This window comes from Lentzea aerocolonigenes (assembly GCF_000974445.1).
GTDB lineage: Bacteria > Actinomycetota > Actinomycetes > Mycobacteriales > Pseudonocardiaceae > Lentzea > Lentzea aerocolonigenes.
The window spans coordinates 38,064-53,691 of sequence record NZ_BBOJ01000003.1; the positions used below are offsets into that span (position 1 = coordinate 38,064).

The following is a 15,628-nucleotide window of genomic DNA, read 5'->3' on the forward strand; positions in this document are numbered from 1 at the left end:
GCGAGCATCTGCGGCACGATCTCAGGGGGTGAGAGAGCGGAGCCACGCGTGAGCGATCAGGACGACCGGGAACTGACCTGGACGCGTCTGCGGACGGGACGCCTTCGAGAACTGGTCGCGGTGCGCGGAGCCGAGGAGGACTACATCGCGCTGGTCAGAGCGGTGCTCGCCGCGGGCGCCCCGCTCGACGAGGCCTACGAGCTGCTGCGCGAGGCCGAGCAGCGGCACCAGCGGTCGGTGACCGTGCTGGAGCACCTGGCGATGATCACCGCGCAGACCGGCAGGGACGCCGAGCTCGACCGGGTGATCCGCACGCTGGAGGGCGTCGACCCCACGTCGCGGGTGCTGCGGATCTTCGACGAGGTGACGCCGGAGTCCGGGCGCGAGTGGGCCGAGAACGCCGAAGCCACGCAGCGCCGGCTCCTCGACGCCGCCGGCTCGGAGGACGAGCAGGAGGCCGAGGCGGCGGTGCGCGAGCTGGCGCAGTGGGCGCGGTCGTTCCCGGCGAACTCGACCTACGCGGTCAACCACGGGTTCGGGCTGGTCATGCGCGGCCGGTACGACGAGGCGCGCCAGGTCGCCCGCGACACGCGGGGCATCGAGGACGGCAGCTTCGCGGACGCGTTCAACCTCGGGCAGATCCTGTGCATGACGGACGCCCGGGAGGAAGGCGTGGAGCTGTTGAGGGAGGCGGCCCGGCGCGCCGGTTCCGACGACGAACGCGAGATCGTCGCCGAGGCGCTCGCGCAGGCAGGTGACCGATGACGGACGACCTCGTCGAGTCGCTGCTCGCCTCGGAGTCCGTCGCCGCCGCCGTCGAACTGGCCCGGCGGTCGCGCATCCGGCCGCGGGAGCTGGCGGGGACGCTCCTCGCGTACGCGGAAAGGATGCGGCCCGACCGGCCTGCGACGGCCGCCGCCGCGTCGTTCCTCGGGGAGGTCGTGGGCTCGCTGGAGGTGGCCAACGCCTGGGTCGCGCAGGACCACCTCTCGGACGAGGCGAACGAGCTGCTCACTCGGGCGAGCCTCGCCGGGGGCTGGCCGGGGGCGTTGCGGGTGCTGCGCGGGCACGAGCACCTTTTCGACCACGACGTGATGATGTCGGTGGTGTTCTGGCACTCCGGGTTCGCCCAGCAGGGCGTGCCACCGGAGGCCAACGGTGCGGCGGTCGTGATCACGCTCGGCGCACTGCTGGGCGGCAAGTCGTCGGCCCTGGCGCACATGGCGTGGGCGCGGGCCTGCGAGAACACCTCGCTCACCCACGCGGAGTTCCACTTCCAGCGGGCGCGGGAGCTCGCGGCCGTCCACGGTGACGACGTCGACCGGCAGGCCGCGGCGAGCGCCCTCGACTCGTTCCGCGACCGCTTCGGCGTCCCTCGCGAGCGCACCGACGCGATCCCGGACGCGCCCCTGAGCATCGGCATGATCCCCGTCAACGAGAGCAAGGCGGCGTCGCTGCGGGACTCCGGGCGTTACCTGGAGGCGCTCGCGCTGCTGGACCGCACCATCCCGTTCGCGGTGGAGGCCGGCGCGACGGCCAACGCGATGCGCATGCTCAACGACCGCGGCCTGCTGCACGACGATCTCGGCAACTACGCCCTGGCCAGCGAGAACTTCACCGAGTCCGCCCGCCTCGCCGGTCTGCTGAAGGACGAGGGCCGACGGTTCGAGGCGCGCAACAACGCCGCCGCGAGCTATCTCAAACGCGGGCAGCCGTTACAGGCGGTTCCGTTGTTCCGCGGCATTCTGCGCGAGCAGGACGCGGCGGGCGTGTGGCCTCGGCGCATGGCCGCGCGCAACAACCTGGCGACCACCTACGCGTCGTTGGGCGACCACGAGCGTGCGCGCGATTTGTACGCAGAGGTCGTCACGATGATGGGTGACCTCTACAGCCCGTCGTTGTGGATCGCGCTGACGGGCCTGGCCGCGGCGTACGAGAGCCTCGGGCAGACCGACGAGCTGCGCGCGGTGGGCGAGCGCATGTGGCGGGGCTGGACCGAACGCCAGGACGTGCAGGCGTTGCAGGCGTACCTGAACTCCGCGGCGCGCGACCTCGCGAACCCCGAGGTGCGGGACGTGGCCGAGCAGATGTGGGCGGCGCTGGTGCGGCAGGGCGACGTCTTCCAGGGCGCCGCCCTCACCGTCGCGCTGTCCCGGGAGGACGCCCCGGAGCTCGCGTTGCAGCGCCTCGACGCGTTCCTGAACGCCTTCGAGGCGGAACGGTCGGCGGTCCCTTCGTGCATCTCGGCCGAGCTGGAGGCCGCGAAGATCGAGGCCGAGGTGCTCGACCGCGGCGAGGCGGCGCTGACTCGCCTGTACACCGCGGTCGGACGCGTCGAGCAACGGCTGGGCCAGATCGAGCAGCCCTACGACCGCGACTGGGTCCTCGACCAGACCCGGCCGCTCTACCTGCGGCTCTTCGAGCTGCTGCTCGCCGGGCCGACGTTCGTGGAGGAGGCGCTCCAGGTCCACGAGGCGAGCCGGCCCGCGACGCTCACCGCCGCCGACGGGCTCGCCGGACGTGTCGCGAGCGCCCAGGACGTGCTCCGCGTGCTCTCCCCCGACGTCGCCGTCATCTCGTTCGCCGAGACCGGGTCCGCGGTCAGCGCGTTCGTCCTGACCGGACAGGTGCGGTGGGTTCCGCTGGACGTCACGCCCGCGCAGCTCGGCGAGGCGGCCATGGAGATCAGCGTCGCGTTCAACGGCGCCGTGTCCGGGCTGGCGCGGCGCAGGCCGTTGGCGGTGCGCAACCTCGGCAAGGTCGATCTCTGCAACGCCGAACGCGTGCTGTCGGCGTTGGGAAAGGTCCTCTCTCTCGTGGAGGGCGCACAGACCGTGTGCGTGATTCCGAGCGCGGGCATGGAAGGTCTGCCGTTGGCCGCCATGCGCGCGCCGTCCGGCAAACGGCTCGTGGAGATGGCAGGTGTCGTGCACCAGTCCAGCCTCACGGCGTTCGTGACGACGGCGGTCTCCGATCCACCTCGTGTGCCGCGCACGGTGTTCGTCGCGGGTGTGGCCGACGCCGAGACCGACACGCCTGAGCACTTCGAGGCCGACGCCGACGTGTTCGCCGCGGCCGACACCGACACACCCGAGCACTTCGAAGCCGACGCCGAAGTGTTCGTCGCGGCCGACACCGACACCCCCGAACACTCCCAGCCCGCCAAGGTGTTCGCCGCGGCCGACACCGACACACCTGAACACTTCCAGCCCGCCAAGGTGTTCACCCGCGGCGAGGTCACCGTGGTCACCGGCGAACGGGCCACCCCGGCCGCGGTGGTCGCCGGGATCCGGGAGGCCGACATCGCCCACGTGTCGTGCCACGGTTTCGTGGACGCCCGCGACCCGTTCGGCTCCGGGCTGCTGCTGAGCGATGGCACACGAAGGCCGTCGAGCCGCCATCACCTCGTGCCGGTGTTCGAGCGCGCGGCGTTCGAACTGACCGTGCGAGATCTCGCGCGCGAGCAACTGCGCACGGAACTGCTGACGCTGCGCGCGTGTTCGACCGCACGGCGGTCCGCGGTGTCTGCCAAGGAAGAACTCGGCACGCTCACACGCGTGTTGCAGGCCGCAGGGTGCCGCACGGTCGTGAGCACGTTGTGGAACGTGGACCAGCGTTCGTCGCTGGCGTTGTTCGCCCGCTTCTACGAGCTGTACCTGAACGAGGGACTTCCCGCGTGTCAGGCCATGGCGCGCGCCCAGCGCGAGATGATCGACAGCGGGCAGCACGTCTACCACTGGGCCCCGTTCGTCGTATCCGGTGATTGGAGAACATCCCGATGAGTGCCGAGCAGATCGCGCGGTTGAGCGATCACCAGCGTGAGCGCCTGCTGCAGGAGGTGCTGGAGAAGCTGCTCGACAGCGGGATCGAGCTGCCGGTCGACGACGAGGAGTCGGCACGCGAGCTGCTGGCCGCGTTCCTCAGCCAGGAGGGCGGCGCCGTGCGCAGCGACGACGTGCTGCGGCCGTCGGTGCCGTTGGAGACCTACGTCCGGGACGTGCTGGCGTTGCTGGCCGACGACGAGGAGACCGCCGGCGTGGTCTCGGAGGCGGTGGACGAGCTGCCGGAAGAGACCCAGATGTTCGTCGACCCGATCACCGCGGCCGTCGTGCTGGGGGCGCTGGTCGCGTTCCTGCAGACCAAGGTGGACTTCAAGATCTCGCGCAAGGACGGCAAGACGGAGTTCGAGTTCGCGGTGGCGAAGAAGGCGACGTCGGACCGGCTGGTCACCAAGGTGATCGAGGCGGTCAAGAACGTCACCGTGCAGTAGCCATCCGGCGGACGGCTTCCGTGAGGATCTCGGGCGAGGTGCCGATGTTCAGCCGGACGTGGCCGTCGCCGCCGGAACCGAAGTCCTTCCCGGACATCAGGGCGACTTTGCCGCGGTCGAGGAACACCGCGGCCGGGTCGTCGAGCCCCAGCCCGCGGCAGTCGAGCCACGCGAGAAAGGTCGACTCGGACGGTTCGTACCCGATCTCGGGCAGGTGCTCGGCGAGCAGGGTCGCGAGCAGCTTCCGGTTGTCGTCGAGGCCGGACAACACCGCGTCGAGCCAGTCGCCGCCCTCGCGGAACGCCGCCGTGTGCGCGATGGCGCCGAAGTGGCTGGGGCCGTGGCTGACCTCCTCCGGCAACCGGGAGAGCTCGTCGGTCGCGGCGAGGGCGACCGCGCACTTCAGGCCCGCGAGGTTCCAGCCCTTCGACGCGGACATCAGCGACAGGCCGTTCGGGTCGACGCTGAGGTACGGCACGAACTCGGCGCTCGCGGCGACGAGCGGCGCGTGGATCTCGTCGGCGATGACGCGAACGCCGTACTTCTCGGCCAGGCGCGCGACGGCCGTGAGCTCGTCGGCGGTGTGGACGGTGCCGGTCGGGTTGTGCGGGTTGCACAGCAGGAACACCGGCCGGTCAGCTCTGATGTGCCGGAACGTCCGCTCCAGCACCGCGAGGTCGAGCCGTCCGTTCGTCAGCGGCGCTTCCACGACCGCCCGGCCCATGCCGCGCACGAACATGTAGAACGGCGGGTACACGGGCGGGGTGACGATCACCGGGTCGCCCGGCCCGGACACGAGTTTGACCAGCTCGACGGCCCCGAGCATCACGTCCGGCACCATCGCCGTGTTCTCGACCGCGACGTCCCAGTCCCAGCGCGTCTTCGCGAACTCGGCGAGCGCCTCGGCGTAGGCCGTGCCCGCCGGGTAGCCGGTGTCGCCCCGCTGCACCGCGTCGATGATCGCCCGCGCGACCGGTTCGGCGGGGTCGACGTCCATCTCGGCCACCCAGAGCGGCAGGACGTCCTCGGGGTACAGGCGCCACTTCACGCTCGTGCGCTGCCGCAACCGTTCCAGCGGCACCTGAGTCAGCGGGTTCGCCATGCAACCCAAGGTAGATCACGGATGCGAGCGGTCCAACAGGCAAAAGGGGCCTCACCGGTGTGGTGAGGCCCCTCCTGGAAAACACCCGTCAGGCGAACGGCGACTTGTCGATGCCGCACGTCTTCTGGGCCGGCAGGACACCCGTGAACAGGTAGTCCCGCTTCGCCTTCTCCGCGCACGCGCTGTGCACGAACATGGTGGTGTGGCCGTAGCCCTCGACCGTCAGGAACCCGGTCCTGGCCATCTCCGCCGCACCGTCGCGAGCACCGTGCAACGGCGTCGACGGGTCGAACCTGCTGTTGATGAACAGGACCGGCGCCGACGTCCAGCGGTTCCACGGACCCGTGTAGCGGTCGTCGTCACGGGCCTGCCAGAACGCGCAGGCCATCATGTCGAACACCACGGCACGGCCCCAGTAGGGAACGCGCTGGTCCTCGCTCTTGCCGTACTTCGAGTACACCGCCGGGTCGCGCGGGAAATCGCTGTCCGAGCACTGGATCGCGTTGAACGCCTCGAACCGGTTGGTGATGTAATCGGCCGACGCCGCACGCAGCGTCTTCGGCGCCTCCCAGATCCCCTGGAGGATCCGGGCGGTGTCCTGCCACGTCTCCGGCTGCGCCAGCGCGTCCCACACCGTGCTGATCAGCGCCACGCGGTCGAACGTGCCGTCCGGCGTGGTGACGGGCGACGCCGCCACCTTGGCCACCAGGTCCGCCCACTTCTGCTTCAGGTCGCCACCGGCGAACGCGCACTTCGCGCCCGGTGCCGCACAGAGCTTCAGGAACTGGTCGAACGTCTCCGCGACGCCGCGCGGCACGTCCTGGCGGGTGTCCAGCGGCACGGTCGTGCCCTGGTCACCGTGGCCGGTGGCGTTGCCGACGAAGTCCAGCGCGCCGTCGAACGCGAGCGCGCGAACCTTGTCCGGGAACATGTTCGCGTAGATCGCGCCGAGGTGCGTGCCGTAGGAGATGCCGTGGTAGGTCAGCTTCTTGTCACCGACGGCCTTGCGCAGCAGGTCCAGGTCCCGTGCCGTGTTCGCGGACGAGACGTGGTCCAGCAGGTCACCGGACTTCGCCTCGCAGCGGCGCACGAACTCCCGGTAGGAGTCGTAGAACGCCGGCTCCTGCGCCGCGGTGTCCGGGTAGACCGGAATGCCGTTCAGGAACGCCTGCTGCTCCTCGACGCTGTCGAAGCAGCGGACGGTCGCCGAACGACCGATTCCCCGCTGGTCCCACGACACCACGTCGAAGCGCGCCCGCAGCTCCGGCGAGAACAGCCACTCCCACTTGCCGCGCCCGCGCAGCCTGTCCACACCGGACGCACCGGGACCGCCGAAGTTCACGAACAGCGAGCCGATCTTCTTCGCCGGATCGGTCGCGGGCAGCCTGATCAACGCGAGGTCGATCTTCGTGCCGCCTGGCTGGTCGTAGTCGAGCGGAACCTTCGCGGTCGAGCACTGGAACCCGTCCTGACAGTCCTGCCAGGACAAAACGGGCGTCTGTGCTTCTTCCGCCGCAACGGCCGCCGGTGCCAGTCCGATCAGCAGGGCGGCCGTCACCAGAATTGATTTCATGTAGCTCCCCAGTCATAACCTCTCGATCATCGAGACGCGAGAGGTACGTGATGGGTTGCATTCAACTCAACGCGTGTGTGGCGGTGGCTCCTCCGTCCACGACGAACTCGGCGCCCGTGCAGTAAGCGCTCTCGTCACTGGCCAGGAACAGCACGACGTTCGCGACGTCGTCGGGCTGCCCGATCCGGCGCAGCGCGACCTTCTTGCCGGCCGGTGACACGTCGATCTCCCGTCCCAGCGCCTCGCTCACCATCGGGGTGTTGATCGCGCCGGGGTGCACCGAGTTCACACGGATGCCGTGCTGGCCGAGCTCCATCGCGGCGACCTTCGTCATGCCGCGAATCGCGAACTTCGACGCCGTGTACGCGACCAGGTAAGGCATTCCGCCCATGCCCTCGACGGACGAGACGTTCACGATCGAGCCGCCGCCCGCGCGCTTCATCGACTCGACCACCGCGCGCATGCCGAGGAACGTGCCGACCTGGTTGATGCCGATCACCCGCTGGTAGTCCGCGAGTGTGGTGTCCGCCAACGCCGAGAAGTGCAGGATGCCCGCGTTGTTCACGAGCACGGTGATGTCACCGAACGTCTGCACGGTGAACGCGACTGCTTCGGCCCAGCTCTCCTCCGACGACACGTCGAGATGGCAGTACTCGGCGCCCAGTTCGGCGGCGAGCTCCTTGCCCTGGTCGTCGAGGACGTCGGTGATCATCACCCGCGCGCCCTCTGCTGTGAACCGGCGCGCCGCGGCCGCGCCCTGACCCCGCGCCGCGCCGGTGATCAGGGCGACCTTCCCGTCGAGCCGCATCTACATCATCTCGTCGGTGAGCGGCATCATCACGGTCTTCAGCTCGGTGTACGCCTCGTAGGCGCTCTGGCCGCCCTCGCGGCCCAGACCGGACTGCTTGTACCCGCCGAACGGCACGTGCGGCTCCAGCTGGAACCCGTTGATGCCGACCATGCCGACCCGCAACCTCTTGGACACGCGGAACGCCCGGCGGACGTCGTTGGTGTAGACACCGGCGCCCAGGCCGTACTCGGTGTCGTTGGCGAGCCGGATGGCTTCTTCTTCGTCGTCGAACGGCACGACGGTGAGCACCGGGCCGAAGATCTCGTCACGGGCGATCGCCATGTCGTTGCTGGCGTCGGCGAAGATCGTCGGCGCGACGAAGTTGCCGGACGCGAGGTCGCCTTCGAGCCGGGTGCCGCCGGTGACGAGACGAGCGCCGTCGGACTGACCGCGTTCGATGTAGCCGAGCACGCGTTCGAGCTGCTTCTGGTTGATCAGCGGGCTGGCGAGCACGGCGGGGTCGAACGGGTCGCCGAACGTCACCGCGGTCGCGAGCATCTGCGCCATGCCCACGAACTCGTCCTGAACGTCCCGCTGGACCAGCGCCCGTGTGTGTGCGACGCAGGCCTGGCCGGACAGGCCCATGGTGACCATGCCCATGCAGGTCATCGCGGCGAGGCCGACGTTCGGCGCGTCCGCGAACACGATCGCCGGCGACTTCCCGCCCAGCTCCAGGGAAACTCGCTTCATCGTGCCGGCGGAGGCCTCGACGATCCGGCGGCCGACCACGCGGCTGCCCGTGAAGCTGATCTTGTCCACGGCGGGGTGGGTGATCAGCGCTTCGCCAGTCGGGTCGCCGGGACCGGTCACGAGGTTGATCACGCCTTCCGGCAGGCCGGCCTCGATCAGCAGCTCGACCATGCGGATCACGCAGAACGACGCGTACTCCGACGGCTTCACCACGACCGTGCAGCCGGCCGCGAGCGCGGGCGCGATCTTCTGCGCGAACAGCACGAACGGCGCGTTCCACGGCAGGATCGCCGCGACCACGCCGACCGGTTCGCGGAACGTCATCGCCAGGTGGTCACCGCCCTGGTACGGCGGCAGGGTCTGGCCGCCGACCTTGTCGATCCAGCCGGCGTGGTGATCGAAGATGTCCGCGGCGATGCCGACCGAGGTGGCGTAGATCTGGCCGAACGACAGCGGCACGCCGTTGTCCAGCGCCTGCAGTCCGCGCAGTTCGTCCGAGTGCTCCCGCAGCAGGTCGCTGTACCTGCGCAGCACCCTGATGCGGTCGGTGGCCTTCGACCGGCCCCACGTGCCCTCGTCGAACGCCTTGCGCGCGGCGAGCACGGCGGCGTCGACGTCCTTGGCCGACGCGACGGCGAAGCTGCCGATCTCCTCGCCGGTCGCGGGGTGGTGGTGGGTCCAGGTCTCGTCCGTCTCGCGGAACTCGCCGCCGATGAGGAGCCGGCCGTCCTTCAGGCCCAGCGTCTCGCGATGCGGTTGGACGGTGAGCGTCACAGCTCCTCCTACAGAGACATCGTTTCGGTACAGGCGAAGGTCTTCTGCGGATCGCGGTCGGCGAAGTAGCCGTCGAGATCGGTGAACGCGCCGAACTTCTGCTCGACCGTGGGCGGGGCCATCAGCGCGACCATGCCGCCGTGCACGACGAAGACCTGGCCGTTGATCCGGTCACCGGACGGTCCCGCCAGGTGCGCCACGAACTTCGCGACGTGCTCGGGCGCCAGCGAGTCGTCGCCTTCGGGTGCGTCGCCGAACACGTGCGCGGTCATGCCCGTGCGGGCGCGGGGGCAGATCGCGTTGGCACGGACGCCGTAGCGACTCGTGCCGCGTGCGGTCGCGACCGTCAGCGCGGCGATGCCCGCCTTGGCCGCGGCGTAGTTCGCCTGACCTTCCGACCCGAGCAGGAACGCCTCGGACGAGGTGTTCACGATCCGGCCGTAGACAGGTTCGCCCGCCGCCTTCGACTGCTGCTTCCACAGCGCGACCGCGTTGCGCGACAACAGGAAGTGGCCGCGCAGGTGGACCCGCACGACCAGGTCCCACTCCTCGTCGGTCATGTTGAACAGCATGCGGTCGCGCAGCACGCCGGCGTTGTTCACGACGACGTGCAGCCCGCCGAACTGCTCGACGGCAGCCTTGACGAGAGCGTCCGCCGTGCTGCGCTCCCCCACGTCCCCCTCGACCACGACGCACTTGGCGCCGAGCTCCTCGATCTCGGTCGCAGCGGCCTCGGCCGAGCCCGGCAGGTCGTTGAGGACGAGCGACGCGCCGGCTCTCGCGAGCTCCAGCGCCTCCGCCCTGCCCAGTCCGGCACCCGCGCCGGTGACGACGGCGACCTTCCCCGAAAGGTCCACAAAAGACTCCTAGTCGAAGAGAATGACCTGGCGGATCAGGGATCCACCGCCGCGCAACGCCTGCAGGCCCTCGTTGACGTCCTCGAGCTTGATCCTCTTGCTGATCATGCCTTCGAGGTCCAGACGTCCCTGCCGCCACAGCGCGATCATGCGCGGCACGTCCCGGCGGAAGTTCGCCGTTCCGTAGAACGATCCGTGCAGGGTCTTGTCGTGCAGGAAGAGCTCCTGCGCGCTGAACGAGACCATCGCGTCCGCCCGGCCCGCACCGACGACGACGGTGTGGCCACCGCGCCGGGTGAGGTCCCACGCCTGGCGGATCGTGGCGGGGATGCCGACGACGTCGAACACGTAGTCGAAGCCCATGCCGCCGTTGAGCTGGTTGTTGAGGTCCGCGACCCCGTCGGGAACGGTCGCGTGCGTGGCACCGAACCGTTGGGCCACCTCGTGCTTCTCGGTGACCGGGTCGACCGCGACGATCTTCGCCGCGGCGGCGAGCCGCGCGCCCTGGATCACCGCGATGCCGACGCCGCCGCAGCCGATCACCGCGACGCTGGACCCCGGTTCGACCTTCGCGGTGTTGAGCACGGCGCCGACACCGGTGAGGATCCCGCACGACAGCAGCGCCGCGATCTCCCACGGCACGTCGTCGTCGACCTTCATGGCGGCGTCGGCCGGCACGACCATCTCCTCGGCGAACGCACCGAGGCCCGCGTAACCGAAGGCGGGGTTGCCGCCGACGACGAACCGCGGTGACGTGAACGCCGAAATGGTGTGCACGAGACAGAGATGCGCCTGACCCGTGACGCACTGGGCGCACTTCCCGCACGGCGGCACGAAGGTGATCGCCACGTGGTCGCCGACCGCGAGCGACGTCACGGCGCTCCCGATCTCGACGACCTCACCGGCACCCTCGTGGCCGATGACGCCGGGTGCCAGCGCCGGCAGCGTTCCGTCCATGGCGGACAGATCGCTGTGGCACACCCCGCACGCCTTGATCTTGATCTTGACTTCCTGCGGCCCCGGCGCGGTTGTCGTCACGTCGTCGCGGAGCTCGAGCTTGTCGTCGCCTACCTGGTTGAGCACGGCAGCCTTCACCGGTATCACTCCTCGCTGAGCTCACAACCCGGGACTCGTCGGACAGTAGAATCTGTTCCTGTTCTTGACAAGGCCCATCAGCGTGAGAGCCGGAGCGCGCCCATCGGGCACGACGCGACGGCACGTTCGGCGAGCGGGATCTCGTCCTCCGTCAGCTCACCGTCCCGGATCTGCAGAACCTCATCGTCGTCAAGGTCAAACACCTCAGGCAGGATTGACACGCACTCCCCGTGCGCCTCACACAGCGCAGGGTCGACGCCGACCTTCATCGCGGCCTCCTGACAGCAAGTAGAACTTGTTCTAGAGTAGCGGTCATGCGCATCGGTTTCACGCCCGAACAGGAGCGGTTGCGCCAGGAGTTGCGGGCGTACTTCGCCGCGCTCATGACGCCGGAACGACGAGCCGGGCTCTCCGGTGGCGGTGACTACGGCGACGCCGAGGTCTACAAGGACACCGTCCGCCGGATGGGGCTCGACGGCTGGCTGACCATCGGCTGGCCGGAGGAGTACGGCGGCCGCAACCGGCCCATGATCGAGCAGCTGATCTTCCTCGACGAAGCTTCCGCGGCCGGTGCGCCCGTGCCGTTCCTGACGCTGAACTCGATCGGGCCGACCATCATGGCGTTCGGCACGCCCGAGCAAAAGGCGTTCTACCTGCCGAAGATCGCTTCGGGCGAGATCCACTTCGCCATCGGCTACTCCGAACCGGAGGCGGGTACCGACCTCGCCGGGCTGCGCACGCGGGCCGTTCGCGACGCCTCCGACTACGTGATCAACGGCCAGAAGATGTGGACCAGCCTCATCCAGTACGCGGACTACGTCTGGCTGGCCTGCCGCACCGACCAGGAGTCGCAGCGGCACAGGGGTTTGAGCATCATCATCGTGCCGACCACCGACCCCGGCTTCTCCTGGACGCCCGTGCCGACGATGTCCGGCCCGACGACCAGCGCGACCTTCTACGACAACGTGCGCGTGCCCGTGTCGAACCTCATCGGCGAGGAGCACAAGGGCTGGAAGCTCATCACCAACCAGCTCAACCACGAACGCGTCGCCCTCTGCTCCGCCGCGCCGTTGCAGACCGCACTGCGCGAGGTTCGTCAATGGGCGCACGAAACCGGTGCGACGAAGCACGAATGGGTGCGCATGCACCTGGCCCGCGTGCACGCCAAAACCGAGTTCCTCAAGCTCGTCAACTGGCGCATCGCCTCCGGTGGCGACGAGGCGCCGTCGCCAGCGGAAGCCTCCGCCACCAAGGTGTTCGGCACGGAGTTCGCCACCGAGGGCTACCGGCTGCTGATGGAGGTGCTGGGAGCCAACGGGATGGTGCGCGCGGGCTCACCGGGAGCGTTGCTGCACGGCCGGGTGGAACGCATGCACCGCTCGTCGCTGATCCTGACGTTCGGCGGCGGCACCAACGAGATCCAGCGGGACATCATCGCGCGGGTGGGCCTCGGACTGCCCGCCGTGCCTCGGTAAGGAGACGCCGTGGACTTCACGTTGACCGAGGCGCAGCGCGAGCTGGCCGCACTGACCCGCAAGATCCTCGACTCGTCCGACACCCCGTGGCCCGACCTGGTCAAGTCGGGTGTGGTGCCGGAGGATCCCGCCGAGTTCGGTGTGCTGGAGCAGTGTTCGGTGCTGGTGGAGCTCGGGCGCGCGGTCGCCACGGTGCCCTACCTGCCGACCACTGTGGCCGCCTACGCGCTGGCGGAGTTCGGCACGCCCGAACAACGTTCCCGCTGGCTGACGCCCGGAACCGTGCTGTCCGTGGCACTCGTGGACGACGGCGAAGCGAAGACCACCGTGCCGTCCGCCTCCTCGGCGGAGGCTTTCCTGGTGTCGCAGGGCGGAGAGGTCTTCCTCGTCGAGGCTGGTGCGCTCGACATCACCGCACAGGAGCTCGTCGACGGCGACGCGGGGTGGTTCGAGCACTCCGGCGGTGGTGAGCTCGTGCCCGGTCTCACGCCCGACTGGCTGATCACGCGCTACACCTTGGGACTGTGCGCTTTCCAGCTCGGCGTCACCGAACGCGCGCTGGAGCTGACGGCGGAGTACGCGCGCACCCGCGTGCAGTTCGACCGCCCGATCGGCAGCTTCCAGGCCGTGGCGCAACGGCTCGCCGACGCGTACATCGACGTGGCGGCGATCCGCTTGACGCTCTGGCAGGCCGCCTGGCGCGTGTCCGAAGGACTCGACGCCACCGAGGAAGTCGCGACGGCGAAGTTCTGGGCAGCCGACGGCGGTCACCGGGTGGCGCACACGGCCGTGCACGTCCACGGCGGCACTGGCATCGACATGAGCCACGACGTGCACCGGTACTTCACCGCGGCCAAGCGCGCCGAGTTCGAGCTGGGCGGGGCCACCGCCCAGCTCCTGAAGCTCAGTGCGGTGATGTGATCAGGCGCAGACCCAGAGCCAGCGCGCCGGATGCGTGCTGTTGTCCGCGTCCCGGTAGGTGCCGATCAAGGTCGCGGCGTCGGTGATCTCCGCGTAGAAGTAGTCGCTGGGCAGCCTGTCGGCCACCACGGGGCTCCGGCTGGTGGTGCGCCACAGCGTGGGAGTACCACCCAGCGACGGCTCCAGCGTGCCGAACACAGTGCCGCTGCCGTTCCTGCCGTACGGCTGGTAGCCACCCCTGTGCGCACCGACCCGGACGCCGGCGAGATCCCACTCGGTGATCTGACCGCGCGCTTCTTCTGGCAGGTACTCGTAGTTCAGCACGCGGTCGTTGTCGAACACGACCGGATGGCGCGCACCCGGCAGCTCGATCCTGGCGCCGGTGTCGGTGTCGACGACCCACCCCGACCCGTCCCCGATCATCACGATCTTGCGCTGGGCGTTGATACCAACGGCCTGGCCCACGCCGAAGGACTTCCGCGTCCCGTTGCGCGGCCACACCACGACCGTGCGCACGCTCGGCGCCGCGTCCGTCCACACGGTCCCGACGACATCTCCGGCGTCGTTGACGCCGAACGCCGACGAGTGCTCGTCCGCGCCGGTCTCGAGGAACTCGTAAGCACCGTTCTCGAACCGGAACGCCTTGCTCAACGCTCCCGCAGGCCGGCGGGTCTCCTGGCGGCCGACAACCACGCTGGTGTTGTTGACGGCCTCCGGAAAGACGTCGAAGGCCGGGTACACGGCCGGCGGCAGCACGCGCAGAGTGCTGTTCACCCACAACAACGCACGATTCGCGTTCACGTCCGTGTACGACCCGACGATCCGGCTGTTGTTGGTGCTGCTTCCCTCGGTGTGCACGTAGGTCGCACCGGCCGGCAGAGGCAGGTCCTGCCGGTTGTACTGGCACTCGGCGGCCACGGCCTGTGGAGCCGCGATAACCGACATGACCACGGCCACGCTGAACAGTCCTGCGAACACACGTCTGTGCTTCATCAATCCCCCAGAGCTTCGAAACGACACGTATCAGCTGCAGATCCAGAGCCACCGCGCGGCGCGTGGCTTGCCGTCGGCACCTTCGTAGGTGCCGATCAGAGTGGCGGCGTCCGTCACGTCTGCGTACTCGTGCACGTCCGGCAGCCGGTCGGCCACCACGTCGGTGCGACCGGTCTTGCGCCACAGGGCCGGCGTCGAGTCGCCGTGCGCGCCGAACACCGTGCCGCTGCCGTTCTTGCCCAACGGCTTGAAACCGCCGTCGTAGGCGCCGACCCGGACACCGTTCAGGTCCCACTCGGTGAGCTGGACCCGGCCACCGCCGAGATACTCCGTGTTCAGCACACGGTCGTTGTCCAGCACCATCGGCAGGCCCGCGCCCGGCAGTTCCGTGCGCACACCGGTGCCGGTGTCGACCACCCACCCCGACCAGTCCGTCGTCATCACGATCTTCTGCCCGGTGACACCGATGGCCACGCCCTGGCCGAACGACTTCCGGGTCCCGTTCCGCGGCCAGAGCACGACGGTGCGGACCAACGGCGACTCTTCTCGCCACACGGTGCCGACCACGTCGCCCGCGTCGTTGACGCCGGTCGCCCTCGAGTGTTCGCCCGGCTCGGTCCCCAGATACTCGTAGGCACCGTTTTCGTAGCGAAAGGCCCGGTACAACGAGCCCAGCTCGCCGCGGTGGACCTCTTCGTACCCGGCCACGACGCTCGTGTTGTTGACCGCGGTGGGCCGGACGTTGAAGTGCAACGGCGCCATCTCACGCAGGGTGCTGTTCACCCACAGCACACCGCGGGCGTAGCCGCCGGAGGGCGAGTACCACCCGACGATCCTGCTGTTGTTCGTGCTGCTGCCCGTCGCTCGGTGGTGGTCCGCACCTGCCGGCGCGGGCAGGTCCCGCCGGTCGTACCCACAAGCGGCGGCCGCGGCCGGTGGTGCGGCCGCGGCCGGTGCGAGTACGAGGACAGCGATCAGCAACGCGCGAGTGCGCTTCAAGTGTTCCCCCCAGAACAGGTCTCCCTCAG

The 15,628-nt window shown here is 69.3% G+C and carries 14 protein-coding genes; 5 read left to right on the plus strand and 9 right to left on the minus strand.

Annotation, left to right across the window (positions count from 1 at the left end; translation table 11 throughout):
* The first annotated feature begins 48 nt into the window (after window positions 1-48).
* Genes AOM45_RS06250 through AOM45_RS06260 form a run of 3 tightly spaced genes read left to right on the plus strand, consistent with a single transcriptional unit; the run spans window position 49 to window position 4,270 of the window.
* On the plus strand, window positions 49-765 hold the full coding sequence (locus tag AOM45_RS06250) for a hypothetical protein (protein WP_030469728.1): 717 nt from the start codon (window positions 49-51) through the stop codon (window positions 763-765).
* Window positions 762-3,782 carry a CHAT domain-containing protein gene (locus AOM45_RS06255; RefSeq protein WP_030469729.1) on the plus strand — a complete coding sequence of 1,007 codons (3,021 nt, stop codon included), beginning with the start codon at window positions 762-764 and terminating at the stop codon, window positions 3,780-3,782. Before AOM45_RS06250 ends, AOM45_RS06255 begins: the two co-directional genes overlap by 4 nt.
* Window positions 3,779-4,270, plus strand: coding sequence for a hypothetical protein (locus AOM45_RS06260; protein WP_030469730.1), 492 nt, complete (start codon window positions 3,779-3,781; stop codon window positions 4,268-4,270). Before AOM45_RS06255 ends, AOM45_RS06260 begins: the two co-directional genes overlap by 4 nt.
* On the opposite strand, the gene AOM45_RS06265 is transcribed toward AOM45_RS06260, so the two are convergent.
* From AOM45_RS06265 to AOM45_RS06295, 7 genes are all read right to left on the minus strand, one after another.
* On the minus strand, window positions 4,257-5,372 hold the full coding sequence (locus AOM45_RS06265; protein ID WP_030469731.1) for a MalY/PatB family protein: 1,116 nt from the start codon (window positions 5,370-5,372) through the stop codon (window positions 4,257-4,259). The two genes, AOM45_RS06260 and AOM45_RS06265, sit on opposite strands and share 14 nt — an antisense overlap.
* Window positions 5,373-5,460: 88 nt before the next feature.
* The gene (locus AOM45_RS06270) at window positions 5,461-6,945 is read right to left on the minus strand and encodes an alpha/beta hydrolase (protein ID WP_030469732.1); all 1,485 of its coding nucleotides are present in this window, start codon (window positions 6,943-6,945) and stop codon (window positions 5,461-5,463) included.
* 61 nt (window positions 6,946-7,006) lie between these two features.
* Window positions 7,007-7,753 carry a glucose 1-dehydrogenase gene (locus tag AOM45_RS06275; RefSeq protein WP_030469733.1) on the minus strand — a complete coding sequence of 249 codons (747 nt, stop codon included), beginning with the start codon at window positions 7,751-7,753 and terminating at the stop codon, window positions 7,007-7,009.
* Window positions 7,754-9,259 (minus strand): aldehyde dehydrogenase family protein, encoded by a 1,506-nt coding sequence (locus tag AOM45_RS06280; RefSeq protein ID WP_030469734.1) that lies wholly within the window; start codon window positions 9,257-9,259, stop codon window positions 7,754-7,756.
* Window positions 9,260-9,267: 8 nt separating this feature from the next.
* Entirely contained in the window at window positions 9,268-10,116 is an 849-nt protein-coding gene (locus tag AOM45_RS06285; RefSeq protein ID WP_030469735.1) for a 3-oxoacyl-ACP reductase, read from the minus strand.
* 9 nt (window positions 10,117-10,125) lie between these two features.
* A complete protein-coding gene (locus AOM45_RS06290; RefSeq protein WP_030469736.1) occupies window positions 10,126-11,211 on the minus strand; it encodes a Zn-dependent alcohol dehydrogenase in 1,086 nt (361 codons plus the stop codon).
* Between the two features lie 77 nt (window positions 11,212-11,288).
* Window positions 11,289-11,480 (minus strand): ferredoxin, encoded by a 192-nt coding sequence (locus tag AOM45_RS06295; RefSeq protein ID WP_030469737.1) that lies wholly within the window; start codon window positions 11,478-11,480, stop codon window positions 11,289-11,291.
* Between the two features lie 45 nt (window positions 11,481-11,525).
* Between AOM45_RS06295 and AOM45_RS06300 the strand changes: the two genes are divergently transcribed.
* Together AOM45_RS06300 and AOM45_RS06305 are read left to right on the plus strand one after the other, a co-directional pair.
* Window positions 11,526-12,686, plus strand: a complete 1,161-nt coding sequence (locus AOM45_RS06300; RefSeq protein WP_030469738.1) for an acyl-CoA dehydrogenase family protein — start codon at window positions 11,526-11,528, stop codon at window positions 12,684-12,686.
* Window positions 12,687-12,695: 9 nt separating this feature from the next.
* Complete coding sequence (locus AOM45_RS06305) at window positions 12,696-13,607, plus strand: acyl-CoA dehydrogenase family protein (protein WP_030469739.1); 912 nt, start codon at window positions 12,696-12,698, stop codon at window positions 13,605-13,607.
* On the opposite strand, the gene AOM45_RS06310 is transcribed toward AOM45_RS06305, so the two are convergent.
* Together AOM45_RS06310 and AOM45_RS06315 are read right to left on the minus strand one after the other, a co-directional pair.
* Window positions 13,608-14,600, minus strand: a complete 993-nt coding sequence (locus AOM45_RS06310; protein WP_156094044.1) for a hypothetical protein — start codon at window positions 14,598-14,600, stop codon at window positions 13,608-13,610.
* Window positions 14,601-14,630: 30 nt separating this feature from the next.
* Window positions 14,631-15,599: a hypothetical protein gene (locus AOM45_RS06315; protein ID WP_030469741.1), complete on the minus strand. Its 969-nt coding sequence runs from the start codon at window positions 15,597-15,599 to the stop codon at window positions 14,631-14,633.
* Between the last annotated feature and the right edge of the window lie 29 nt (window positions 15,600-15,628).